22 protein-coding genes are annotated in these 23545 nt (G+C 68.3%); 13 read left to right on the top strand and 9 right to left on the bottom strand.

Annotated features, from left to right (window positions below):
* The first annotated feature begins 28 nt into the window (after positions 1 to 28).
* Positions 29 to 931, top strand: coding sequence for a LysR family transcriptional regulator (locus tag AXYL_RS13305; protein ID WP_013393314.1), 903 nt, complete (start codon positions 29 to 31; stop codon positions 929 to 931).
* Between the two features lie 3 nt (positions 932 to 934).
* Here the strand turns inward: AXYL_RS13305 and AXYL_RS13300 are convergent, their stop codons facing one another.
* The 4 genes from AXYL_RS13300 to AXYL_RS13280 all read right to left on the bottom strand — a co-directional run bounded on the left by AXYL_RS13300 (position 935) and on the right by AXYL_RS13280 (position 7481).
* Entirely contained in the window at positions 935 to 3106 is a 2172-nt protein-coding gene (locus AXYL_RS13300; protein ID WP_013393313.1) for a phosphocholine-specific phospholipase C, read from the bottom strand.
* Positions 3107 to 3141: 35 nt separating this feature from the next.
* Positions 3142 to 3324 carry a hypothetical protein gene (locus AXYL_RS13295; protein ID WP_013393312.1) on the bottom strand — a complete coding sequence of 61 codons (183 nt, stop codon included), beginning with the start codon at positions 3322 to 3324 and terminating at the stop codon, positions 3142 to 3144.
* An 18-nt stretch (positions 3325 to 3342) separates the two neighbouring features.
* On the bottom strand, positions 3343 to 5349 hold the full coding sequence (locus AXYL_RS34320) for an alkaline phosphatase family protein (protein WP_013393311.1): 2007 nt from the start codon (positions 5347 to 5349) through the stop codon (positions 3343 to 3345).
* A gap of 185 nt (positions 5350 to 5534) precedes the next feature.
* Positions 5535 to 7481 (bottom strand): PhoX family protein, encoded by a 1947-nt coding sequence (locus tag AXYL_RS13280; protein WP_013393310.1) that lies wholly within the window; start codon positions 7479 to 7481, stop codon positions 5535 to 5537.
* 199 nt (positions 7482 to 7680) lie between these two features.
* Between AXYL_RS13280 and AXYL_RS13275 the strand changes: the two genes are divergently transcribed.
* From AXYL_RS13275 to AXYL_RS13225, 11 genes are all read left to right on the top strand, one after another.
* On the top strand, positions 7681 to 8115 hold the full coding sequence (locus AXYL_RS13275; protein ID WP_013393309.1) for a general secretion pathway protein GspC: 435 nt from the start codon (positions 7681 to 7683) through the stop codon (positions 8113 to 8115).
* Between the two features lie 133 nt (positions 8116 to 8248).
* Positions 8249 to 8677 carry a type II secretion system major pseudopilin GspG gene (gene gspG, locus AXYL_RS13270; protein WP_013393308.1) on the top strand — a complete coding sequence of 143 codons (429 nt, stop codon included), beginning with the start codon at positions 8249 to 8251 and terminating at the stop codon, positions 8675 to 8677.
* The gene (gspH, locus tag AXYL_RS13265; protein ID WP_013393307.1) at positions 8649 to 9137 is read left to right on the top strand and encodes a type II secretion system minor pseudopilin GspH; all 489 of its coding nucleotides are present in this window, start codon (positions 8649 to 8651) and stop codon (positions 9135 to 9137) included. The genes gspG and gspH overlap by 29 nt, the downstream gene beginning before the upstream one ends.
* The gene (gene gspI, locus AXYL_RS13260; RefSeq protein WP_041653432.1) at positions 9124 to 9525 is read left to right on the top strand and encodes a type II secretion system minor pseudopilin GspI; all 402 of its coding nucleotides are present in this window, start codon (positions 9124 to 9126) and stop codon (positions 9523 to 9525) included. Before gspH ends, gspI begins: the two co-directional genes overlap by 14 nt.
* Positions 9526 to 9527: 2 nt before the next feature.
* Positions 9528 to 10133, top strand: coding sequence for a type II secretion system protein J (locus AXYL_RS13255; protein ID WP_013393305.1), 606 nt, complete (start codon positions 9528 to 9530; stop codon positions 10131 to 10133).
* Complete coding sequence (gspK, locus tag AXYL_RS13250; RefSeq protein ID WP_013393304.1) at positions 10130 to 11080, top strand: type II secretion system minor pseudopilin GspK; 951 nt, start codon at positions 10130 to 10132, stop codon at positions 11078 to 11080. The genes AXYL_RS13255 and gspK overlap by 4 nt, the downstream gene beginning before the upstream one ends.
* Positions 11077 to 12069 (top strand): type II secretion system protein GspL, encoded by a 993-nt coding sequence (gene gspL, locus AXYL_RS13245; RefSeq protein ID WP_013393303.1) that lies wholly within the window; start codon positions 11077 to 11079, stop codon positions 12067 to 12069. The genes gspK and gspL overlap by 4 nt, the downstream gene beginning before the upstream one ends.
* Positions 12066 to 12653: a type II secretion system protein GspM gene (gene gspM / locus AXYL_RS13240; RefSeq protein WP_013393302.1), complete on the top strand. Its 588-nt coding sequence runs from the start codon at positions 12066 to 12068 to the stop codon at positions 12651 to 12653. The genes gspL and gspM overlap by 4 nt, the downstream gene beginning before the upstream one ends.
* 1 nt (position 12654) lies before the next feature.
* Positions 12655 to 13407: a type II secretion system protein N gene (gene gspN / locus AXYL_RS13235; protein ID WP_013393301.1), complete on the top strand. Its 753-nt coding sequence runs from the start codon at positions 12655 to 12657 to the stop codon at positions 13405 to 13407.
* Between the two features lie 70 nt (positions 13408 to 13477).
* Complete coding sequence (locus tag AXYL_RS13230; protein ID WP_013393300.1) at positions 13478 to 13780, top strand: type II toxin-antitoxin system Phd/YefM family antitoxin; 303 nt, start codon at positions 13478 to 13480, stop codon at positions 13778 to 13780.
* A gap of 16 nt (positions 13781 to 13796) precedes the next feature.
* Positions 13797 to 14183: a type II toxin-antitoxin system RelE/ParE family toxin gene (locus AXYL_RS13225; protein WP_013393299.1), complete on the top strand. Its 387-nt coding sequence runs from the start codon at positions 13797 to 13799 to the stop codon at positions 14181 to 14183.
* Positions 14184 to 14186: 3 nt separating this feature from the next.
* Here AXYL_RS13225 and gspE read toward each other — a convergent pair whose 3' ends face one another.
* Positions 14187 to 15614, bottom strand: a complete 1428-nt coding sequence (gene gspE, locus AXYL_RS13220) for a type II secretion system ATPase GspE (protein ID WP_013393298.1) — start codon at positions 15612 to 15614, stop codon at positions 14187 to 14189.
* Entirely contained in the window at positions 15611 to 17983 is a 2373-nt protein-coding gene (gspD, locus tag AXYL_RS13215) for a type II secretion system secretin GspD (protein WP_013393297.1), read from the bottom strand. The genes gspE and gspD overlap by 4 nt, the downstream gene beginning before the upstream one ends.
* A gap of 176 nt (positions 17984 to 18159) precedes the next feature.
* Between gspD and gspF the strand changes: the two genes are divergently transcribed.
* Positions 18160 to 19365 (top strand): type II secretion system inner membrane protein GspF, encoded by a 1206-nt coding sequence (gspF, locus tag AXYL_RS13210; RefSeq protein ID WP_013393296.1) that lies wholly within the window; start codon positions 18160 to 18162, stop codon positions 19363 to 19365.
* Positions 19366 to 19489: 124 nt separating this feature from the next.
* Here the strand turns inward: gspF and AXYL_RS13205 are convergent, their stop codons facing one another.
* From AXYL_RS13205 to AXYL_RS13195, 3 genes are all read right to left on the bottom strand, one after another.
* Complete coding sequence (locus AXYL_RS13205; RefSeq protein ID WP_013393295.1) at positions 19490 to 19828, bottom strand: P-II family nitrogen regulator; 339 nt, start codon at positions 19826 to 19828, stop codon at positions 19490 to 19492.
* 129 nt (positions 19829 to 19957) lie between these two features.
* Entirely contained in the window at positions 19958 to 22015 is a 2058-nt protein-coding gene (locus AXYL_RS13200; protein ID WP_013393294.1) for an NAD(+) synthase, read from the bottom strand.
* A 90-nt stretch (positions 22016 to 22105) separates the two neighbouring features.
* A complete protein-coding gene (locus tag AXYL_RS13195) occupies positions 22106 to 23455 on the bottom strand; it encodes a mechanosensitive ion channel family protein (RefSeq protein ID WP_013393293.1) in 1350 nt (449 codons plus the stop codon).
* Positions 23456 to 23545 lie beyond the last annotated feature (90 nt).

Below are 23545 nucleotides of genomic sequence, written 5' to 3'. Positions count from 1 at the left end.
ATTTTGTTCCGTCATAAAAGAGATTTTTGTGAGTACCATCCGCTTTCTGCGCACTTTCCTGGCGGTCGCGCACCACGGTTCCTTCTCGGAAGCGGCCGAACAGGTGGCGCTGACCCAGGCCGCCGTCAGCTTCCAGATGCGTTCCCTCGAAGCGGAACTGGGCCGCGAGCTCTTCGACCGTAGCGGCCGGCTCGCCATCCTGAACGCCGCCGGCCGGGAATTGCTGCCGGAAATCAAGCACTTGCTGGATCTTTACGACCGCATGCGGCTGCCGCGCACGGTGCCTGGCGAACTGGCCGGATCGGTTTCCGTGGGCAGCATCGTGTCCTGCATGGGCACCCTGTCCAAGGTGGTGTCCGGCATGAAGAAGCAGCACCCCAAGCTGGACGTGCGCATCCTGTCGGGCAAGGCCAGCGAGCTGGCGGGCAAGGTCGAGGACGGCGAGCTGGACGCGGCCTTCCTGGTGGAAGCCGGACGCAAAATGGCCAGCACGCGCTGGACCGCACTATATGAAGAGCAGTTGGTGGTGATCGCGCCGCGCTCGGCGCCCGGCGCGGACGCGCGCCAGGTGCTGGCGCAGAACCCCTTCCTGCGTTTTGACCGCACCCAGCGCACCGGCCTGCAGATAGACCGGCTGCTGCGGCGGCTGGGCGTGCCGCTGAACGAATTCCTGGAACTCAACGCCATCGAGACGCTGGTCGAGCTGGTGCGCCAGGAGGTCGGCGTGACGCTGCTGCCGTTGATCAACGGCTCCAATTGGCAGCACAGCCCGGAACTGCGGATTCTCACCCTGCCGCAGGACCTGGGGCCGATGTCGCGCGCCATCGGCATGCTGGAGCGGCGCGAGCATGCGCGCCAGGGCATCACGGCGGCGATCTGCGAAGCGTGCGCCCAGGCCTTCCAGGCGCGCGAACCGCAGACCGCCGCCTGAGGCTTACTGCGCCATCGCCGGGTCCGTCACCGAGGCGCGGCCGGTTTCGACGCGGCCGGCAAAGCGGCGCAGGTAGGCCGGGTCTTCGGCCAGGCGCACGGTGAAGTCGTACCAGCCCTGGCTGCCTTCCAGCGCCCAGTGCTGTTCGACCTGGCCGCCCGCGGGCACCGTGAACTTCCAGCGCTCGTGGTTGGCGTAGTAGGCGTTGGGCGCGACTTCGAAGGTGCAGGGAGCCTTGCCGCCATTGATGAAGCTGACGTAGACGTCGCCCTTGGCGATTTCGTAGCAGACGCGGATCTCCGGCGCCAGCGCCGACGTGCGGGCCAGGGCCAGGTCGCCCGCGAAATGGCGGTGGTAGCCGTTGGGACCCAGCACCCACAGGTCGTACTTGCCGCCGTCGGCCGCTGTGTCCCAGCTGCCTTCCAGCTGCTTGTCCGGCTCCACCGTGTAGCGGCGCGGCAAGCGGTCCAGATGCAGGCGGTCATAGACGTGGAACACCGCCGCCTGCTTACCCGTGTTGGAAAACACCAGGCGCATGGCGCCCGTGTCGGGCTGGGCGCGGCCGCTGGTGTGCAGTTCGTAGGGCAAGGCGCGGGAATAGCGCACGCCCTGCTCCTGCACCGGCTTGGCCTGGGTGCTGGGATCCGGCAGCGGCACGGCTTTCAGCGCTTCCTGCGCGCTGCGCTCGCTGTCCGAGCCCGCGCGGGTCAGCAGATTCAGGTCGGGCAGCTTCTCGTTGTTGGGCGTGGCGAAGTTGAAGGCCGAGGTCAGGTCGCCCAGCACCGCGCGGCGCCAGGGGCTGATGTTGTCTTCGGCCACGCCGAAGCGGGCTTCCAGGAAACGCAGCACCGAGGTGTGATCGAAGGCCTGGGAATTGACCCAGCCGCCGCGGCTCCACGGCGACACCACATACATGGGTACGCGCGGGCCGGGACCGTAGACGCGGTCGTCGGCGGCGTCCTGGGCGGAGGCGTGGGTATGGCGCTCCAGATCGGTGTTGACGGTGGAGGCGCCGGCCATGGAACCGTCCGCATTCAGCGAGGGCGCGGCGGGCGGCGGCAGGTGGTCGAAGTAGCCGTCGTTCTCGTCGAAGTTGATGAGGAGCACGGTCTTGCTCCAGACCTCGGGGTTGGCCGTCAGCGCGTCCAGCGTTTCCTGGATGTACCAGGCGCCCTGGATCGGGCTGGACGGGCCGGGGTGCTCCGAATACGTGGCGGGAGCCACGATCCACGACACCTGCGGCAGCGTGCCGTTGACCGCGTCTTCGCGTAGCGCCTTCAGGAAGCCGCCGTCGGGCATGGTGTTGGCCGTGCCCTTGTACAGCGGGTTGGCGCCGTCCATCGAAGGCGTCCAGGCCGGGTACGGCGCGCCGTTGGCGCCGTTGCCGGCCAGTTCGTTGGCGCGGCGGTACTGCTTGAAGCCGGCCAGCGGGTTGTCGCCGAAGTTCTCGGGCAGGTTCTGATAGACCTTCCAGCTGACGCCCGCTTCCTGCAGGCGCTCCGGATAGGTTTTCCAGGTCCAGCCGGTGGACGAGGCGCCCAGGCTGTCCCACTGGTTGCGGGTCGAGGGACCGTTGCCCAAGGACAGCGGATCATTGGTGCCGGTCCAGTGGAACAGGCGGTTGGTGTTGGTGCCGCCGTGGGTCGAACAATGGTAGGCATCGCACAGCGTGAAGGCTTCGGCCAGCGCGAACTGGAACTCGACCTCCTTCTTCTTGTAGTAGCCCATGGACTGGTTCTGCTTGTAGCGCGGCCAGTGGTCCATGCGGCCGCCGTCCCAGGCCATCTGCGCGTCCACGTAGTCGTGCGGCGTGCCGGCCACGCGCTGGGCGTTGCCCTGGGTGCTGTCCAGGTGATACGGCATCACCACGCGGGTGCCGTTGCTCTGCTCCCAGACCGAGCGCTTTTCGGGCAGAGGGATGGTGATGCGGTCGCCGAAACCGCGCACGCCCTTGAACGTGCCGAAGTACATGTCGAAGGAGCGGTTTTCCTGCATCAGGATGACCACGTGCTCGACGTCGTTGATGGTGCCGGTGCGGTTGTTGGCGGGAATGGCCAGCGCGCGGCGGATGGCCGGCGGGAACATCGACAGCGCGGTCAGGCCTGCGGTCGAGGCGGCCGCGTTGCGCAAGAAGCGGCGCTTGCCGGCGTGGACCTGGTCTTTATCGAACGTCACGGATTCTATTCCTATGGATCGGGTGGGCGCGCGGCTCAGGGCGCGCAACGCAATTCGGGTTTGGTCGGCTCGGGCTTCGGCGTTTCGGGCTGGCCGGTGCCGGGGTCTTTGCCGCCGTCGCTGTCGCCGTCATCGCCGCCGCAGGCGGCCAGCGTGGCGCTCAGCATCAGCACCGCGCCCAGGCGCAGGAAACCGCGCAAGATCATGGACATGCTCATTTTTTTATCCTCGGGACATCAGGGAAACAGTTCGGAAACGGACTTGCCAGACAGGGCGAGCGACTTCACTTCAGCTTCGGTGAGCGCGCGCGACCAGTAGGCCAGGTCGTCGAAATACATCGTGTAGGGACCCTTGGTGCCGGCGCAGCAGACGCCATAGGTGCCGCGTCCGTCTTCATTCAGGCCGATGTGCGGCCCGTAGACGCCGGCGATCTTGGTCAGATCGACCGAGCCTGTGCCGATGGTGCGTTGCGAGAAGCCCAGTTCGCTGTCGTAGACGGAAGCCGTCAGGGTCTTGGCCGTCTTGTTCACGGTCATCGCGACGTACACGGGCTTGTTCGGCGTGAACTTGACGTTGTTGATGTCGACCCGCGAGCCGCCGCCGGCCAGGTTGAAGTACAGCACCGGGCCCGCCCATTGCGCGATGGTGATGCCGGGGTTGCCGCCCGAGTTGTAGTCCTTGTTGCCCAGGATGGAACGGTCGTTGGCGGTGCCGTCGGACTGGTACCAGAAGCCGATGGTGAAGGCCTGGGCCGCGTCCAGCATGCCTGCCGGGTAGTCCAGCTTGAAGCCGCCCAGGGCTGCCGCGCTGCGGTCGTTCTTGAACATCTTGCCGAACACACCCGTATCGGCGTAGGCCGGCGCCTGCGTGCCGTCGAACGGCGTGATCGCCCCACCGCCCGCGGCGACGTCGGTCATATTGCCTTCGAACGGGAACAGCATCGTCAGGCCGGTGCGCAGCGAAGCCAGCAGCGGCAGCGGCTTGGTGTAGGCCACGGTGGTGCGCGCCGCGCTGACCGCGTTGCCGACGGCGACGCTGTAGTTCAGCGTGTGCACGCCTTCGGTCTCGAACTTGAAGCCCTTGTCGACGTACTCGGCGGCCGTGCCGGGCACGCGCGCAATCTCCGCGCCGTCGCGGCTGATCACGATGTCGCCGGCGGGTTCGCCCACGCGCACCCAGCTCAAGGTCACGCTCTTGTTGTCGGTCGAGGTGCGGGCGGCGGTGTGGCGCAGCGCCAGCTTGCCGGCCAGCGAGGTGCCCGCCATGTCGTACTTGGCGGCGGCCGGCAGCGCTTTCAGATGATCCAGCACCGTCGGCGCCACGTCGGCCGCGCTGGGCAACGCGTACCAGTTGTTGTCCCACAGACCGTCGAACGAAGCGTCGTCGGCGCTGCCGCCCAGCAGCGCGGGCTGGTTCGCGGCCAGCAGGATGGTCTTGTTCGAGGACATGGGACGGCCATCGCTGACGCCGGTCTTGCCCAGGCCGTGGCTGGAAGCCACGATCACCAGCCACTTCTCGCCCGGGTGCTCCGCCTTGCGGTCGGCGATCTGCTTGGCCAGCACGCCGATGGCCGTGTCGGCCTGGCGGATCGCGCCGTCATAGGCCGAGCCGAAGCCGTTCTCCGAGGCCACGCGTTCCGGCGCGCCGAACTGCGCCACCACCACGTCATAGCCTTCGGTAATGCGGTCGCGCGCCTGGGCGGCGACGCAATCGTCCGCGCCGGCACAGTCGGTCAGCGATTGCAGATAGCCTGCGTCGCGCTGGCCCGCGATAAGCCCGGCCAGCACCGTCGAATTGAAGGCGGCAGCGCTGCGCGCCTCGGGACGCGCCTGCTTGACGCGCTGGAACAGGGTCGGCGTTTGCAGCGTCTCGCCCTGCACGCTGTAGCGCACGCCGTGCTGGTCGGCCCATTGGCCGGTCAACAAGGTCGCCCAGCCCGGCGCCAGCAACGTCGGCTGCTGCGTGGGCGCGTCCGTCACGCCGCCGGTCCAGGCGCGCGTGGCGTTGAGTTGCGCCATGTTCGGCAGGGACTTGTCGGCCACGCTGCGGCGCATCGCATCATAGGTCAGGCCGTCGACGCCGATGAACAGCACCTTGTCGGCGGGCGTCGGATCCGGCTGGGTCACCGGCGGCTGGGTCGGCGGGGCTTCGGTGTCGTCGTCATCGTCGCTGCCGCCGCAGCCCGCGAGGGCGCTGGTCGCCAGCAAGGCCGCGCACCATCTTCTCCAATTCAATGCTTGCATGCTTCTCTTCTCTTGTCATGAACAGGGTTTTACGCTGGGGCACATGATGGCCAGCAAAGGTGAAAGCCCCGTGAAGCGAAGAGAAGAAAGCCTGATCGACGGATCAGGATTCTTTTGCGCGGAATGCGCAAAAAAAAGCGGCTGCCCGAAGGAAGCCGCCCCGCAGCCAGAGGCAGGCCGCGAACCTAGGCGCCGATCTTGACACCGGTCAGATAGCCCACCGACGCGCCGAAGCCGTCCTTGTAGTTGGCCTTGACCAAGGGCTCCAGCGTCGGCCGCACCACCGAGTGCACGCTTTGCCAGTCGGCCGCGTGCTGGAAGTTGCTGGTGATGTAGGTCCAGCCGTTGATCTCGTCCACCGCCTGCAGACCGGTCGATTCCGCAGCCACCGGGCAAGACAGCAGGCGCGACAGCTGCTTGGTGTCGACGTTGTAGGCCCACAGGAAGTTGTTGACATGGCCGCCGCTGTCCTCGCCCACGAACAGCGTGCGCAGCTTCTCCGAGAACTTGAGGTTGTCGGGGTTGGAGATCTTGTCGGCGGCGTGGGTGTTGCCCAGCGCGTCGCGCGCCGCCAGCACTACGCCTACCAGTTCCGGCACTGCCGCCATGTCCACCGGCACCCAGGCGCTGTCGATCGCCTTGCCCTCGGTGTCGACCTGGCCTTCCTTCATGTGCAGCTGGTAGACCGCGCCGGCCGCCGGGCCTTCGACCTTGAAGCCGGGAGACAGGCCATCGGTCATCGAACTGTCCACGCGCGACATTGCGCTGTAGGCGATCTTGTCCTTGACGTTGACGGTGGTGCCTTCCATCTTGGAGAAGGCCAGCGTGCCGCCGACCATGGCGGCATAGCGGTGGGTTTCCAGGAAGGCCCCGGCCACGTTGCGGCCGGGCTGCAGCTTGACCCAGTTGTCCTTGCCGGAATAGCGGATCTTGGTGAAGGCGGCATCCAGCGGATCCGCCGTGCGCACGTCCATGATGTCGGCGGCGCTCAACTGGTCGGCCAGCGCCTGCACTTCGGCGCTGGTGGCGTGGCCCAGCTTGATCCAGCTCAGCGTGCCGGCGCCCGGGCCGGTACCCGAAGTCTGCGTCCATTTGGCGACATACAGCGTGCCGGAAGAAAGATCGGCCTTGCGGTCGGCCACGAACATGAACAGGCCGCCGTTGGTGGCGTCGTCGCCCATCAGCGCGGTGCGCTGGTCGGGCATGACCTGCACCAGTTCATGCGAGATGCGGCCCATGCAATAGTGCTTCTTGATGGTGCCGGTGCCGTCCGGGTTGACGGTGACTTCGGGCATGTGGCCGTAGTGGTACGGATTGGCCTTGGCCGGATCGCCGTAGAGATTCTGGCTATAGGCCTGGAACGAGGTCGAAGCCTTGGCCGTGGTGGCGTCGGGCTCGTACTCTTCGCTGGACAGGTGGGTGTTCCAGGGCGACAGGCTGGCGCCACAGGTGATCCACAGGCCGTGCACCGACGAGGTGTCCACGGTGTGGTACTTGACCAGGCTGAGCTTGCCCGTGTTGGGGTCCTGCGACAGCGTCAGCACCGCGATCTGCGACGGCAGCAGGCCGTACATGTCCTTGCCGGCCTGGTCCATGGACTGGTATTCGAACTGCACCACCGCGTACAGCGCGTTGCCGGCCACGCCAGCCACCTTGGTCGGCTCCGACAGGGACAGCAGCGACATGCCGTCCGGACAGTTCGAGAAGAACTGCCGCGCCTTGGCGGGCACCGAGTTGTCGACGATGGGCGCGCCCGCCAGGTTGTAGTAGCCGCCGGCGATGACGTTGCCGCCCTTGCCGTCCGGCACGGGGTCGCCCGTCATGAAGAAAGGCTCGTAGCCCAATTCGACGCTGCGTTTGGAGCCGTCGCTGAAGGTCAGTTCCAGCGCCGAGGCGACCGTGGTGCGCGCCATCAATTCCGGCTGGGACAGCGAAGGCGCGGCCATGGAGGTGAAGGCGGCGGACTTGAAAGTGACCGGCGTGACGGGCGGCGCGCTGTCGTCATCGTCATCATCGCTGGAATTACAGCCGGCCAGCAGCGCGGCCAGGCTGACGCCGCCGATCGGCAGCATCGGCGCGCCTCCCAGCATTTTCAGGAGTCGGCGGCGATTGGCTTGGTTCTGGTCTTGCATGCGGGTGTTCCCTGTTGGAGAGGAGGTCTGCCCGGCTTGGACATCCGGACTTGAGCGCATGCTAGACACGGGGCATGTACGAACGATGACAGGCAGCTGCGGCTGCCGAGGCCTGCGCGAATGCCGCAGGCCATCGCAAGCCTGTCATGTAGCAACGCTATAGTCGGCCGCGTCGCAACCCGCCCTGCCCGTCCGTTCCATGCCCTTGTCCTTGCGCCCGACCCTGCCCGCCGTGTTCCGCGTACTTGCCGTGCTGACCCTGGCCGCCGGCCTGGGCGTGTGGGCGTCGATCCTGCTCGCGCCGAAGGCTGGTGCCTTGCCTCCCGCGGTCTCGGCGGCCGCGCCGCGCGCCGCGGACAACACACCGGTCGCGTTGTGGTTCGGCAAGGACGAGGCCATGCGCACGCAGATCACCGTGCTGGGCGTGATCGCCGCGGGCGCCGACGGCGCCGCCGTGCTCAGCATCGACGGCGGCCCGCCGCTGGCCTGGCGCGCGGGCGGCGAAGTGGCCCCCGGCATCGTGCTGCGCGAGGTCGCCGCGGACGCGGTGACGGTGGAACAGGCCGGGCGCGCCAGCCGCCTGCCCGCCCCGGCCGCCCTGCCCGCGCCTGCCGGCATATCGCGCGAAAAATAGGCATCGCCGCGCTCGCGGCGATGCATGCCTTGCGCGCGGCACGCGCCTGCGCGGATTTGGCGGCGCCGTGAGTATTGCTGTCATATTTCATGTTCACAATCCTCCGCTTCTACTGAAAGACCGGAGTCATCAAGTGCGTCAGCTACCGCGCGGGCTTGCCCGCCAGCAAGGTTTCACCCTGATCGAGATCATGGTGGTGATTGTGATCATGGGGATACTGGCGGCGCTGATCGTGCCCCGCGTGCTGGACCGCCCCGACCAGGCCCGCCAGGTCGCCGCGCGCCAGGACATCGCCGGCATCATGCAGGCGCTGAAGCTGTATCGCCTGGACAACGGCCGCTACCCCAACACCGCGCAGGGCTTGCGCGCGCTGGTGCAGAAACCCGACGGCGCGACCAACTGGCGCGGCTACCTGGACAAGTTGCCCAACGATCCCTGGGGCCATCCCTATCAATACCTGAGCCCTGGCGTCAAAGGCGATATCGATGTGTTCTCGTTCGGCGCCGACAACAAGCCCGGCGGAGAAAGCGGCGATGCCGACATCGGTTCCTGGGAACTCTGAGCGCGGCTTCACGCTGGTCGAAGTCCTGGTGGTGCTGGTGATCGTGGCGATCGCGGCCAGCATGGTGAGCCTGTCGGTGGGCCGCGGCGAAAACAGGCTGCGCGGCGACGCCCAGCGCCTGGCCGACGCCTTCACCGTGGCCCAGAGCGAAGCGCGCAGCGACGGCCGCGCCATCCGCTGGCTGGCCAACGGCCAAGGCTGGTCCTTCGAACGCCAGGGACGGCTGCCGGGCCTGAGCGCCGAGGAAGACCGCCCCCTGCCGCCGGACCGGCTGGAACGCGACGAGGTGCTGCGTGCGCAAGCGTGGTCGGCTGCGCCGGTGGAGCTGCGGCTCGATCCGGATCGGCCGCTGGTGTTCAACACGGAATGGGTCGCCGCGCCCATCACGCTGACGTTGAGCGCGGGGGATGCCCGCGTCACTTTGCAGCGCGACGCCGCGGGCCGCTATGAAATTCAATAGGCCGCCCCGCCCGCCTGATCGGCAGCGCGGATTCACGCTGATCGAAGTGCTGGTGGCCCTGGCCATCATCGCCGTCGCCATGGGCGCCGCCCTGCGCGCGACCGGAATCATGGCGGAGAACAACCGCGCCCTGCAGGACAAGACGCTGGCGCTGCTGGCCGCGCAGAACGCGCTGACCCAGCTGCGGCTGGAGCAGACCCTGCCGCGCGCGGGCACGCGCAGCGCGCCCTGTCCGCAAGGCGGCCGGGCCCTGCAATGCGAGATGGAGTTTACGAATTCGATGAACCGCAGCTTCCGCCAGGTATCGGTCAAGGTGCGCCATGCCGCCTGGCCGCAGGCGGACACCGTGCTGTTGCAGCTCGACGGCCTGCTGTCCAGTCTGCGATAGCCATGCGCCGCCCTCCCCGATCCCAAGCCGGCTTCACGCTGATCGAAGTGCTGGTGGCCCTGGCGCTGATGGCGCTGGTCAGCCTGATGGCCTGGCGCGGCCTGGCCAGCGTGTCCGGCGCCCGCGACCGCATCGAGCAACAGGCCGAGGACATCGATGCCATCGTCCGCACGCTGGGCCAGATGGCGCGCGATGTCGAGCTGTCCTACACCGGTCCCGGCTTCGACCCGGCGGGCCTGGATGCGCAGGCCTACACCAGCGGCCTGCGCCTGCTGCGGCGCGCCAGCGGTGGCCCGGTGTTCGAGATCCTGCGCCCCGATCCCGACGGCAACGGCCTGTGGCAGCGCGTGCAATGGCAGGTGCGCAAGGACGGCCTGTGGCGCGCCAGCGGGCCGTCGGCGGCGCGCAGTCCGCTGCCGGCCGCGGGCGACGGCGTCCTGCTGCTGCCCGGCACGCGGGCCCTGAAACTACGCGCCTGGGTGCCGGGGACCGGCTGGGTGGATGGCGAAGCCAGCCTGGCCGCCTCTCCCACCGGCCTGGAGATCGCGCTGGAGCGCGGCGCGCCCGCCGCTCCAGAGCGCTACACCCGCATGCTGGAGCTGCCATGAGCCCGGCTCGCCCCACCGGCCGCGAACGTGGCGCCGCCGTGGTCAGCGCGCTCATCATCGTCGCCATCGTCGCGGCCTTGGCCACCGGCCTGTTCCAGCGCCAGACCGCCAGCACGCGGCGCGTGGAAAATGAAATGGCGCGGGTCCAGGCGCGCGCCATGCTGGCGGGCGGCATAGACTGGGCCCGCCTGATCGTGCGCGACCACGGCAAGCGCGAATCGACCACCCGCGGCGACCAGATCTGGGCCACCCCGGTGCTGGACACCCGCATCGAGCGGCCCGGCGACGAGCGCGTCGCCGTGTTCTCCGGCCGGGTGCAGGACGAGCAAGGCAAGTACAACCTCTACAACCTGGCGAACAATGGCGTGCCGCAGCCCGAGCAGGAACTGGTGCTGCGCCGCCTGCTGAGCACCTTGCAGTTGCCGGACACGCTGGCCGCGCGCATGGTCGAGATCATGGCGGCCGCGCAGCCCGTGGCGCCCCCGGCGGATGCGCCCTCGGCGCCGCCGGGACGGCCGGCGCCCGACGCCCGCGCGCCCTTGCCTCGCGGCGTCGATGAAGTGGCGGCCCTGCTGGCGCTGGACCCGGCAGTGCGCAGCGAGCTGCGCCGCACGATGACGGTGCTGCCCGTCGCCACCAGCGTCAACGTCAACACCGCGCCCGCCGAGGTGCTTGCGGCGCTGGCGCCCGGCTTGTCGCTCAGCCAGGCCCGCTCGCTGGCGGGCGAGCGCGACCGCGGCAACTGGTTCAACAATGCCGGCGATTTCGCCAACCGCCTGGCCGGCGCGGGCGTCAAGACGCCCCCGCCCACGGTGGTCACCACCAGCGGCTGGTTCCTGGCCAGCGGCATCGTGGCCTACGAGCGCGCGCGCATCTCCATGCAGGCGCTGCTGCGCAGCTCGCCGCCCGCCGCCCCCGACACCCTATGGACTAGAGAAATTCCTTGAAAAACCTACTGCGCATCGCGCTGCCGCCGCTGGCCGAGTTCGGCGCCGGCTCTCTCCTACCGTATGCCTGGTTTGACCGGCGCGGCCGCTGCGCGCGCCAGGGCGAACTGACGCTCGAGGCCATTGGCCATGCCTATCCCCATGCCGCCTGCGAAGCCGTGCTGCATCCCGCCGACGTGATCGCGGCCAGCGTGCAAATCCCCGCGGTGGCGCGCGCCCGCTATGCGGCCGCGGTGCACAGCGCGCTGGAGCCGCTGGTGCTCAGCGACCTGGATACGCTGGCCATCGGCCATGGCCCGCGCGCCGCGGACGGCACCGTCGCGCTGGCCTGGGCCGCGCGCGAACCCGTGCGCCGCGCCTGGAGCCTGTTGAACGCCCAGGGCTTGCGCGCGCACGCGCTGATCGCGCCGCAAACCCTGGGCGCCGACAGCACGGCGCCGCTGCGCGACCCTGCCGACCCGCGCTGGCAGGCGCCCACGCCGTCATGGTCGCTGGCCATGCCCCAACTGGCGCCGGCCCGCGTCTCGGCCTGGCGCCCCGTCTGGCGCTGGGGCGCGGCCGCCGCGCTGGTGTGGATAGGCGGGCTGAACCTGTACGCCTCGCAACTGCAATCGGAAGCCGACGCCTTGCGCGACGGCATGCGCGCGCAGGTGCTGGCCGCCTTTCCCGACCTGCCGGTGGTGCTGGACCCGCCGCGCCAGGCGCAGCAGGGCCTGGACGCGCTGCAGGCCAACCGGGGCGCGGCCAACGCCGCCGACTTCCTGCCCCTGGCGCGCGCCGCGGCCCTGGCCCTGCCCTTCGCCGCCGACAAGGTGGCCCGCCTGGGCTACGCCGAACAGGCGCTGACTCTACAGCTGGCCGACGCCGGCGAGCAGTCCCAGCGCGTGGCGGAAACGCCCGCGCTGATCCAGCAAGCCGCCGCCCTGGGCCTGAAGCTCGAACGCGGCGATAACGACAACACCTGGCGCATCGTGCGCGCGCAACCATGAAACTCCCGCAAGCCCTGCATGCCGCCAGACAGTCGCTGGCCAAGACCCTCGCGCCTGCCCTGGCGCGCGCCGGCCGGCGCTACCAGGCGCTGGCGCCGCGCGAACGCCGGCTGGTCACGGCCGCCGGCCTGCTGCTGGGGTCGACGCTGGTGTTCGTCACGCTGATCGAACCGCCCTTGAACACGCTGCGCAAGCTGCAAGCCGAATTGCCCGCGCTGCGCGGCCAGGCGGCCACGGTTGCCGACCTGACCTCGCAGGCCACGGCCTTGCGGCGCAAGTCCGCCGCCCCGGCGGGCGCCATGCCCAGCGCAGCCGAACTCGCCGCCTCGCTGGAACGGGCCGGGCTGTCGCCGGAACTATGGACGCTGGGCGAGCCCGAGGGCGGTCCCGGCGTGCTGCTGACCCTGAAGCAGGCGCCGTCCTCGACCTTGCTGCGATGGCTGGATGGGGCAGCGCGCGATTGGGGCCTGGCGGTCAAGGAGGTGGAACTCAGCCGCGCCGCCAACATCAACGGGCGGCCGCTGCCCGGCCTGGTCAACGGCAAAGTGAACTTGATGACGCCGCAAGCGCCGGAGCGCGGCTGAGATGTCAGGCTTCCGGCTTTCCAAACGTTCCGCCGCATTGCTCCTGGCTGGCGCCGTCTGTGCCGCCGCGGCAGCCGTCACGGTCTTGCCCGCGCGTTGGCTGCTGGCCGTGCTGCCGGACAAAGCACCGGTCGCGCTGGCCGACGCCAGCGGCACCTTGTGGCGCGGCAGCGCCTGGATCGCGCTAGGTCCACCCGGCGCGCGCCGCATGCTGCCGCAGCCGGTGCAATGGCAATGGCGCTGGGACGCGCTCGCCCTGGATGTCTCGCATCCCTGGCTGCAAGGCCCCTTGCGCGCCACGCCCGGCTGGAACGGCGTATCCGTGCCGGCCCAATCGCTGCGCGCGCCCGCTTCCATCCTGTCCGCGTTGGGCGCGCCATGGAACACCATCGCGCCCCAGGGCACGCTGGAAATCCGCTGGCAGCCGCTGCGGCTGGGCGCGGCCCTGCCCGCCGGCCCGGTGGCTGAACTGCGCTGGCGCAATGCCAGCACCGCGCTGACGCCGGTGGCGCCCGTGGGGTCGTATCTGCTGCGGGTGCAAGGCGGCAAGTCCGGCGCCACGCTGGCCTTGAGCACCGAAAGCGGTCTGCTGGACGTCACCGGCCAGGGCAGCGCGGGCGGGCGCGGCGGCCTGAAGTTCCAGGGGCAGGCAACCTACGCCGGCTCCGCGCGTGAAGCGGACCGGGCGGCGCTGGATGGACTGTTGTCGGCGCTGGGCAGGCGTTCGGGGGATGTTGCGACTTTCGGGAGCTGATTTCGAGGCGTCTCGCCCAGCTAGATAATGTACGTTATTATGTACAAATATCTAGCCCAAGGAGCCAGCCATGGCCATCTCGTCCGCCGATGTGATTCCGCTGTCCCAAGCCCGGGCCAATCTGTCCGAACTGGCCGATCAGGTCAAGTCCGGGGCTGAGAAAATCATCACCAAGAATGGCGAAAGCTACGTTGCCCTGATCGACGCCGAACGGTTGGACTACTACCACCGGCTGGAGCAGGAACGCATCCACTTGCTGCTGATCGACGACGCCAGCCGGGGCCTGGCCGATGTTTCGGCCGGCAAGGTCAAGGATGCGTTAAGCACAGTGTCCGCCCTCAAGCGCCGCCGCGCGGCCAAGGCCGCCCGCTGAACCACGGCCAGGCATCGTGACCACCAAACTCGCCGTCAAACTCACGGCCAACTTCGAGCACCAGCTTGAGGAAATCGAAGCCTTCCTCACCGAGGCCGGGATGCCACGCGCTTTCGACGCGCTGCTCGACGAGCTGGCCGAGGTGATCATCCCGAACCTTTCGGCCTTTCCCGACATGGGGCGCTTATTTCTTGGACGGCCCCAACACTCGGTGGAGGTCGCCAATGGCGCGGCCCGCCTGGCCAAACAGCTCAGCGCGCTCGGCAAGGACGCGGAGTTGCGCGAGTATGTGTCCGCGCACTACCTGATGCTTTACGCCAGGATCAAGAACCAGATCTACCTGCTCTCGATCCGGCATCACCGCCAGCTTTCCTTCGATTTTCCGGATCGCTGGCAGGCATAGCACCTAGGCATCCCGCGTGACCCGCAGGATCTCCTCCGGCGAAGTCTGCCCGCTGTCGACCCAGCGCTGCCCGTCCTCGCGCATGGTGCGCATGCCTGACGCGGCGGCCGCGCGCCGCAGTTCGCGTTCGTCGCGCCCTTCGTGGATCAGCCGGCGCGCCTCGTCGTCGACCGTGAAGAGTTCGTGGATGCCGGAGCGCCCGCTGTAGCCCGTATGGTTGCAGGCGTCGCAGCCCACCGGGTGGAACACGCGCGCGCCGTCCTGCATGGCGGGCTTCTTGCAGGACGGGCAGAGCTTGCGCACCAGGCGCTGCGCCAGCACGCCCAAGAGCGACGACGCCAGCAGGAAGGGTTCCACGCCCATGTCGGTGAGCCGGGTGACGGCGGACACCGAGTCGTTGGTATGCAGCGTCGCCAGCACCAGGTGGCCGGTCAGCGAGGCTTGCACCGCAATCTGCGCGGTCTCCAGGTCGCGGATTTCGCCGATCATGATGACGTCGGGGTCCTGCCGCAGGATGGCGCGCAGGGCCAGCGCGAAGCTCATGTCGATCTTGGCGTTGACCTGCGTCTGGCTGATGCCGGACAGGTCGTATTCGATCGGATCCTCGACCGTGAGTATGTTGCTGGTGGACGCGTCCAGGCGGCTCAGCGCCGCATACAGCGTGGTGGTCTTGCCGCTGCCGGTAGGCCCCGTTACCAGCACGATGCCGTGCGGCTGGCGGATCAGGCGGTCCAGCTGGGCCAGCACGCCCGCGTCCATGCCCAGCTTCTCCAGCTGCAGGCGCCCGGCCTCCTTGTCCAGCAGGCGCAGCACGGCGCGTTCGCCATGCCCGGTGGGCAAGGTGGAGACGCGCACGTCTATCGGCCGCCCGCCCACGCGCAGCGCGATGCGGCCGTCCTGCGGCAGGCGTTTTTCGGCGATGTCCAGGTGCGCCATGATCTTGATGCGCGAGATCAGCGCGGCATGCAGCGCCTTGCGCGGCGACACCACGTCGCGCAGGGTGCCGTCGACCCGGTAGCGCACCACGGAGTGGGTCTCGAAGGGTTCGATGTGGATGTCGCTGGCGCCGTCACGCGCCGCCTGCGCAAACAGCGCGTTGATCATGCGGATCACGGGCGCGTCGTCCTGGGCCTCCAGCAGGTCCGCCACTTCCGGCATGTCCTGCATCAGGCGGTCCAGGTCGATCTCGTTCTCGGCCACGCCCATGACCGAGGCCGCGTCTTCCGAATGGCTGTAGGCCGCGGTCAGCAGGGTCTCCAGCGCCTCGTCCTCGATCTGCGCCAGCTCGATGTCGCCGTGGCAACGCCGGATCTCGCGCACCGCCCATTCCGGCGTGCGCGGACTGACGGTCAGCCGGGCCTGGCCGCCGCGCAGCGACAGCACCGCGCGCTGCGCCCGGGCCCAGGCATAAGGCAAGGGGTGCGCGCTCATAGCAGCGTATCGGGATCCACGGCCACGCTGTGCATCAGCGTGCGCGACACGCGGATGGCCTCCGAAGCATCGCGCGCAGACTCCGTGCCGGGATACTGGCGCACCGCGAAGGACTGGGCCGTGACCGGCGCCGGCCGGCGCAGCGTTTCGGCCTGCTGTTCCGGGCGGAGGTCGTAGGCGTTGTTGGACACCGAAGGCGCGGAGCCCGGCGGCGGCAACATCGGCGCCTGCATGTCTGGCAGCGCCCAGTGCTGGCCTGGCTGCACGGCCGCCTGCGCGCGGCGCATATAGTCGTAGCGGTCCATGGTGACACCAGCCGTGCGGTTGGCGTCGCGCACCACGTAGGGGCGCAGGAACACCATCAGGTTGGTCTTGGTGCGCTTGCGCGAATCGTAGCGGAACAGCGAGCCGATCACGGGCAAGGATCCCAGCAGCGGCACGCTGTTGGTGGAAAGCGTGACGTTGTCTTCCAGCAGGCCGCCCAGCACGATGATCTGGCCGTCGTCGATCAGCACGCTGGTATCGATGGCGCGTTTATTGGTCACGATGCCGGTGGTGGCGTTGGAGCGGCTTTCGTCGATGCTGCTGACTTCCTGGTAGATGTCCAGCTTGACCGCGCCGCCTTCGGAAATCTGCGGGCGGATGTTCAGCTTCAGGCCCACGTCCTCGCGTTCGATGGTCTGGAACGGATTGGTGCTGCCGTTGCTGCCCGAGGTCACGTACTGCCCGGTCACGAAAGGCACGGTCTTGCCCACCAGGATGCTGGCCGACTGGTTGTCCAGCGTCAGCAGGTTGGGCGTGGACAGGATGTTGGCTTCGCCGGTGTTCTCCATCGCGCGCGCCAGCACGCCCAGGTTGATGACCTTGTTGCCCAGCACGTCGACGGTGCCCTTCACCACCCCCAGGGTCAGGCCGCTGCCGATGCCGTCGATGGTGGTCGGGCCCTTGCCGGTAATGCCGCTGCCGCCCAGGTTGGTGCCGCCGATGAAGCTGGTGCCGTCGCTGTTGATGTTGCCGGCGCCCGTCATCCACTGGATGCCGAACTCCGCCGCCTTGGCCTCGCTGACTTCGACGATCAGGCTTTCCACCAGCACCTGGGCGCGGCGCTGGTCGAGCTGGTCGATGACCTCGCGCAGGCTGCGGTACAGCGGTTCGGGGGCCGAGATGATGAGCGAGTTGGTGGCCGGATCGGCCTGGATGGTGGCGCCGCCCGCCGAATACGAGACGGCCTGCGTGCTGTTGTCTTCCCGTGAGATGCGTTCCTGCTCGCCCGACAGTCCGCCCTTGTTCGAACCGGACATGCCGGCCATGCCCTGGCCCGCCTGGGCAGCCATGCCTGCCGCCGCGTTCTGCGTGCGCGCACCGCCCTGGGCGCCCGCGCCGCCGCTGGCGCCACCGGTGGCGCCCGGCGCGGAATTCGCCTGGCCGGTCAGCAGCCCGCCCAGCACTTCGGCGATGCGCGTGGCCTGCGCGTTGCGCATGTAGACCACGTGCAGGTTGCCGGCGCGGTTCTGCTGCGCGTCCAGCTTCATGATCAGGTCGCGCGCCAGGCGCGTGCGCGCCGGGCTGCCGGAGCGCACCAGCACGCTGTTGCTGCGCGGATCGGCCACCACGGCGATGCGCTGAGTGGGGTCGCTGCTTTGCGTGTCCAGCAGCTGCGAAGCGAGGATGGCGAGGTCGGTGGCGATGGCCGAACGCACCGGCACCACGTCCGTGTCGATCGAGCTGGGCACGTCGATGCGCGCGATGACCTGGGCGATGCGCTCCAGGTTATCGGCGTAATCCGTGACCACCAGCGTGTTGTTGCCGGGATAGGCGTTGATCGGGTTGTTGGGCGGCACCATGGGGCGCAGCACCGGCACCAGATTGGCCGCGTTCTCGTACTTCAGCGGGAACACGCGGGTCAGCATTTCGCCGCTGCTGCCCTTGGCGAATGCGGAGACTGGCACCGGCCCGCGGCCCGCGCCGCCGGCCGGCGCGCCGCCCACCGCTTGCGCGGGGCGGCCATTGCCCACCACCGCGCTGCCCTGCAGCTTGGCATCGGCCTCGGGCACCACGCGCGTCACGCCATCGACGTCGACGATGGCGAAACCCTGCAAGCGCAGCGCGCCCGTCAGCATGGACAGCGCCTGCGCGCTGTCCACCGGCCGATCCGACACCAGCGTGAGCTTGCCCTTGACGCGCGGATCCACCAGGAAGTTGCGCTGCGTGAACAAGGACAGCGCGCGCAGCACGGCGGGGATGTCGGTGTCGACGAAATTCAGACTGACGCGATTGTCGGTCTGTTGAGCGTGAACCGTGCTGGCCGCGGGTCCGAGCTGGCTTGCGGCGAGCAGTACCGCAAGGCTGAATTGCGCAATGTGACGCATGACGGGATAGGTGCCTGAAACGTGAAATCGTGTGAAAAAACGTGAAAGCGCGTCGGAGTATACGTGGTGACAGTGCAACACTACGGTCATAATCCGCAGGCATCGTAGCGGCCTTGAAACCCTTTAAATTCGGGGCTTTGCGCGTTTTTCAAACGTGCGCGGCCGATGCTTTCCAGATGCCTTCCTTCCGCTACGAAGCCACCGACGCCTTGGGCAAGATCGTGCGCGGCACGATCGACGCCGACAGCGAGCGCGGCGCCCGCAATCAGCTGCGCAGCCGCGGCCTGCTGCCGCTGTCCACGTCCCTGGCGGCGCGCGCCGAAGGGTTCGGCGCCGCGCTGCGCACGCGCCTGTCGGACGCCGACCTGGCCTGGCTCACGCGCCAGCTCGCCAGCCTGCTGGCCGCGAGCCTGCCGCTGGACGCGGCCCTGAGCGCCACGCTGGAACAGGCCGAGAAAAAACACATCGCCGCCGTCCTGGGCGGGGTGCGCGACGACGTGCGCGCAGGCCACAAACTGTCCACCGCGCTGGCGGCGCGGCCGCGCGATTTCCCTGAGATCTACCGCGCGCTGATCGGCGCCGGCGAGGAATCGGGCGATCTCGCGCAGGTGATGGAGAAGCTGGCGGACTACATCGAGGAACGCAACGCCTTGCGCAGCAAGGTGCTGACCGCGTTCATCTATCCGGCAGTGGTGGCCTGCGTATCGGTGATCATCGTGATCTTCCTGCTGGGCTATGTGGTGCCGCAGGTGGTGTCGGCGTTCAGCCAGGCCAAGCAGGAGCTGCCGCTCTTGACGCGCATCATGCTGGCGCTGTCGGACTATGTGCGCGAATGGGGCGTGGCCACTGGCGCCGCGCTGGCGGCCGCGGTCGCGCTGTGGCGCTACGCGCTGCGCGCACCCGCGGCGCGGCGCGCCTGGCATGCGCGCGTGCTGCGGCTGCCCCTGGCCGGGCGCTTCGTGCTGGGCGTGAACGCCGCACGCTTCGCGTCCACGCTGGCGATACTTTCAGGCAGCGGCGTGGCGCTGCTGACGGCGCTGGAGGCCGCGCGCCGCACCCTGGGCAACGACGTGCTGCGCCAGGCAGTGGATGAAGCCTCGGCGCGCGTGCGCGAAGGCGCGCCGCTGTCGGCGTCGCTGGGCGCTCAAAAAGTATTTCCGTCGCTGCTGGTGCATCTGATCGCCAGCGGCGAGAAGACCGGCCGCCTGCCCGAGCTGCTGGACCGCGGCGCGCAGAACCTGTCGCGCGACCTGGAGCGGCGCGCCATGGCCATGACGGCCCTGCTGGAGCCGGCGCTGATCCTGCTGATGGGGGGCTTCGTGCTGCTGATCGTACTGGCGGTGATGAGCCCGATCCTGGAAATGAATCAGCTGATTCGTTAGGCGCGGAAATGATTTGCGGGTGTTGGGGCAGCATGAACCTTGCTGCCCCAACACCCGCAAAATCAAGCCCGGGCCTCGCGGCTGCCGGCAGGCCCAGCCCGCTCAGCCGCAATTCCCGTGGAATCTACAGCGCCTCTTCGTCGCTCTCGCCCGTGCGGATGCGGATGGCTTGTTCAACCGGCGTGACGAAGATCTTGCCGTCGCCGATCTTGCCGGTGCGGGCGGCCTTGACCACGGCTTCGATGGCGGCTTCGACCTGGCTGTCGGGCAGCACCACTTCGACGCGGATCTTGGGTAGGAAGTCCACCACGTATTCGGCGCCACGGTAAAGCTCGGTATGGCCTTTCTGGCGGCCGAAACCCTTGACTTCGGTAACGGTCAGGCCGCTGACGCCGACTTCGGCCAGCGCTTCGCGGACTTCGTCGAGCTTGAAGGGTTTGATGATGGCGGTGACTTGTTTCACGTTGGTCGTCCTGGGTGTTTGATCTGTTGCGGCACCCTGGCTAGGCATGGCCGCAGGGCGCGTTGGATAAGAGAATACCACCCGCCAGGGAGCCCAAATACCGGGTTCCCCCTTGGCGGGAAATCCCGGTCAGGCTTCGTCGGGTATGCGCTCGGCGTCGCGCATCCACACCACCGACTCGGAATCGCTGGGCGCGCGCCAGTCGCCGCGCGGCGACAGCGAACCGCCGGAGCCGACCTTGGGCGCATTGGGCACGCAGCTGCGCTTGAACTGGCTGAGACGGAAGAAGCGGTCCAGGAATATCTTCAGGTTGCGCTTGATGGCCGCCAGATCGTACTGGTTGCGGGCCACGTGGCCGCCCTCGGGCCAGGCGCCGGCCTCGCGGTCGCGCCAGGCCGCCAGCGCCAGGAAAGCCACCTTGGTCGGCGCGAAGCCGTAGCGCAGCGTGTAGTACAGGTTGAAGTCCTGCAGCTCGTAGGGACCGATGCTGTCTTCGCTTTTCTGCACCGGCTTGTCGTCCGCGCCGCCAGGCACCAATTCGGGGCTGACGTCGGTGCCCAGCACGTCCAGCAGCACCTGCGCCCCCTCCTCGCCAAGGCGGCCGGATTCGGCCACCCAGCGCACCAGGTGGGTAATGAGCGTCTTGGGCACGCTGGCGTTGACGCTGTAGTGCGACATGTGGTCGCCCACGCCGTAGGTGCACCAGCCCAGCGCCAATTCGCTCAGGTCGCCGGTGCCGATGACGATGGCGTTGTTGAAGTTCGCGATGCGGAACAGGTGGTTGGTGCGCTCGCCGGCCTGCACGTTCTCGAAGGTGATGTCGTAGACCGGCTTGCCGTCCGCATAGGGATGGCCCAGGTCCTTGAGCATCTGCAGGCAGCTGGGCCGGATGTCGATCTCGGAGGCCGTGCATCCCACCACCTCCATCAGCTTGCGCGCCTGCTGCAGCGTGCGCGAGCTGGTGGCGAAGCCCGGCATGGTGACGGCCAGGATATTGGAGCGCGGCAGTTCCAATGCATCCATGGCCTTGGCGCAGACCAGCAGCGCATGGGTTGAATCCAGTCCGCCGGAAATACCGATGACGACCTTGGACATGCCGCTGGCCGACAGGCGCTGGACCAGGGCCTGCACCTGAATGCTGTAGACCTCCTTGCAGCGGGCGTCGCGGCGCTGCGGGTCGGCCGGCACATAGGGGAAGCGCGCCACGCGCCGCTCCAGCGGCAGTTCGGCGTCTTCCAGCGGCGGATTCACGGGCACCGCCACGCTGCGGAACTTGCGGACTTCGTCCTGGTGGCGGCGCACCGACTGGCCGAAGGTGGTCTGGCGCATGCGTTCGCGCGACAGGCGTTCCAGGTCCACGTCCGAGAACAACAGGTGGGAGTGGCCGAGGAAGCGTTCCGATTCGCCCAGCAGTTCGCCGTTTTCGTAAATGAGCGCCTGGCCGTCCCAGGCCATGTCGGTAGAGGACTCGCCCCGCCCGGCGGAGGTGTACATATAGGCCGACAGGCAGCGCGCCGACTGCTGCGCGACCAGCTGGTGGCGGTAGTCGGACTTGCCGACCACGATGTTGGAGGCCGACAGGTTGACCAGCACCGTGGCGCCCGCCAGCGCGGCGAAGGAGGACGGCGGGATCGGCACCCAGACGTCCTCGCAGATTTCGACGTGGAACTGGAACAGCGGCAGCTTTTCCATCTGGAAGATCAGCTCGGACCCGAAAGGCACGGTCTGGCCCAGCAGGCTGATCTCGGAAACGATGGCGCAATCCCCGGCGCTGAACTGGCGCGCTTCGTAGAATTCGCCGTAGTTGGGCAGATAGCTCTTGGGCACCACGCCCAGCACGCGGCCGCCGGCGGCGACCACGGCGCAGTTGAATAGCTGGTGGGCCACGCGCAGCGGCGCGCCGACGACGACGGCGATGTCCATCTCGGCCGTGGCCGCGACCACCCGCGCCAGCGCTTCCTCGCATTCGTCCAGCAAGGCCTTCTGGTGGAACAGGTCGTCGCAGGTGTAGGCGGACAGGCCCAGCTCGGGAAACGCAGCCAGCACCGCCCCGCCCTGGGCGGCCTGCTGCGCCAGCGCAATGGTCTGGGCGGCATTGAACGCGGGGTCCGCGACCTTGCATTCGGGCACGCCGACGGCGACCCGGGCAAAGCCGTGGGAATACAGGTTGAAGAACGGGTTCGACATCGGGTCTATCGCCTGGGATTTCAACGCCTGGATTATCTCACGGGGCCACCCGCCGGCCCCGCCCGGACGCCCCGCCGCGCCCGCTGTCCGCTAGCGCGGCATCTTGGCGTCGGTCAGGCCGTGCTCCAACGGCGCGGCCAAGCCGGGGCGAGCGCCGTCGGCGGCCAGCGCGGCCTGCAAGGCGCCCTCGCGCAGATGAGCGCCCATCGCGCCGATATCGGCGCCGGACGGCTGCTGGTACAGGCGCAGGCCCAGTTCAGGCAGGATGGCCAGCAGATGGTCGAAGATGTCGCCCTGGATGCGTTCGTACTCGACCCAGGCGGTAACCGCCGTAAAGCAATAGACCTCGACCGGAATGCCCTCGGAGGTGGGCTCCATCATGCGCACCATCATGGCCATGTCCTGACGGACCTCGGGATTCTGCTTCAGGTAGGCCAGCGCATAGGCCCGCAAGGTGCCGATATTGGTCAGGCGGCGGCGGTTGGCCGGCACGCTGGCCAGCTCGCCCATGGTCTGGTTGGCCTGGGCGATGTCGTGGGTCTTGGCCTGCAGGTAGTCGTGCAGCAGGCGGAAACGCATCAGCCGCTGCGCTTCGTCGTCGCTCAGGAAGCGCACGCTGGCCGAATCGATGCGGAGGGTGCGCTTGATGCGGCGCCCGCCCGATTCGAACATGTGGCGGTAGTTGCGGTAGCTTTCCGAGAACAGCTTGTAGGTGGGCACCGTGGTGACGGTGTTGTCCCAGTTCTGCACCTTGACCGTGTGCAGGGCGATATCCTTGACGAAGCCGTCGGCGTTGGACTGCGGCATCTCGATCCAGTCGCCGATGCGCAGCATGTCGTTGCTGGTCAGCTGGGTGCTGGCCACCAGCGACAGCAGCGTGTCCTTGAACACCAGCAGCAGCACCGCGGACAGCGCGCCCAGGCCGGAGATCATCCAGAGCGGCGAACGGTCAATCAGGATGGAAAGCACCAAAACGGTGCACACCGCCATCAGGATCAGCTTGCCGATCTGGATATAGCCCTTGATGGAGCGGGTCTGCGCCCGGGTGGTGGCGGAATAGGTGTCCTGCCAGGCGCTCAGCACGCCCGAGAACGCCATGAACACGCAGATCCAGGCGCCGGCGTGCGCCAGCCGCCCGACAATGGTCACCGCCCGCTCGACGTGCGGCACCAGGTCTATGCCCAGCGACACCACCGCGAATGGCACGGCATACCAGAGGTTCTGATAGGCGCGGCGGCGTTGCAGGGCCTTGTCCCAGTCGCCGCGGCCGCTCAGCACCAGCACGCGGTGCGCCAGCAGCAGCACGACCCGGGCCACGACCCACTGGACGAATAGCGCGGCCAGGATCAGCGCGCCGATCCCGATCAAAGTCTGCGCCCAGGCTTCGCGCGGCAGATGGGTATCCAATTGGGTGACCAGCTCTTCCCATTCCAGGGGCATAGGCTCTCTTCCTGCTCTAAGGTCTTGAAACTAATCCAGGATTATCCGACAAAGGCCCGCTCAGAGGGTTCGCCGCCGGCAGGCGCGCCA

It is taken from the genome of Achromobacter xylosoxidans A8 (assembly GCF_000165835.1).
GTDB classification, from domain to species: domain Bacteria; phylum Pseudomonadota; class Gammaproteobacteria; order Burkholderiales; family Burkholderiaceae_B; genus Achromobacter; species Achromobacter xylosoxidans_B.
This window is presented reverse-complemented; position numbering and strand designations above follow the sequence as displayed.

Excerpts from the sequence above, each read along its gene's own strand:
- AXYL_RS13295 (WP_013393312.1), bottom strand. The coding sequence starts at position 3,324 with ATGAGCATGTCCATGATCTTGCGCGGTTTCCTGCGCCTGGGCGCGGTG.
- AXYL_RS34320 (WP_013393311.1), bottom strand. The coding sequence starts at position 5,349 with ATGCAAGCATTGAATTGGAGAAGATGGTGCGCGGCCTTGCTGGCGACC.
- AXYL_RS13280 (WP_013393310.1), bottom strand. The coding sequence starts at position 7,481 with ATGCAAGACCAGAACCAAGCCAATCGCCGCCGACTCCTGAAAATGCTG.
- AXYL_RS13275 (WP_013393309.1), top strand. The coding sequence starts at position 7,681 with ATGCCCTTGTCCTTGCGCCCGACCCTGCCCGCCGTGTTCCGCGTACTT.
- gspH (WP_013393307.1), top strand. The coding sequence starts at position 8,649 with ATGCCGACATCGGTTCCTGGGAACTCTGAGCGCGGCTTCACGCTGGTC.
- gspI (WP_041653432.1), top strand. The coding sequence starts at position 9,124 with ATGAAATTCAATAGGCCGCCCCGCCCGCCTGATCGGCAGCGCGGATTC.
- AXYL_RS13255 (WP_013393305.1), top strand. The coding sequence starts at position 9,528 with ATGCGCCGCCCTCCCCGATCCCAAGCCGGCTTCACGCTGATCGAAGTG.
- gspK (WP_013393304.1), top strand. The coding sequence starts at position 10,130 with ATGAGCCCGGCTCGCCCCACCGGCCGCGAACGTGGCGCCGCCGTGGTC.
- gspM (WP_013393302.1), top strand. The coding sequence starts at position 12,066 with ATGAAACTCCCGCAAGCCCTGCATGCCGCCAGACAGTCGCTGGCCAAG.
- gspN (WP_013393301.1), top strand. The coding sequence starts at position 12,655 with ATGTCAGGCTTCCGGCTTTCCAAACGTTCCGCCGCATTGCTCCTGGCT.
- AXYL_RS13230 (WP_013393300.1), top strand. The coding sequence starts at position 13,478 with ATGGCCATCTCGTCCGCCGATGTGATTCCGCTGTCCCAAGCCCGGGCC.
- gspE (WP_013393298.1), bottom strand. The coding sequence starts at position 15,614 with ATGAGCGCGCACCCCTTGCCTTATGCCTGGGCCCGGGCGCAGCGCGCG.
- gspD (WP_013393297.1), bottom strand. The coding sequence starts at position 17,983 with ATGCGTCACATTGCGCAATTCAGCCTTGCGGTACTGCTCGCCGCAAGC.
- gspF (WP_013393296.1), top strand. The coding sequence starts at position 18,160 with ATGCCTTCCTTCCGCTACGAAGCCACCGACGCCTTGGGCAAGATCGTG.
- AXYL_RS13200 (WP_013393294.1), bottom strand. The coding sequence starts at position 22,015 with ATGTCGAACCCGTTCTTCAACCTGTATTCCCACGGCTTTGCCCGGGTC.
- AXYL_RS13195 (WP_013393293.1), bottom strand. The coding sequence starts at position 23,455 with ATGCCCCTGGAATGGGAAGAGCTGGTCACCCAATTGGATACCCATCTG.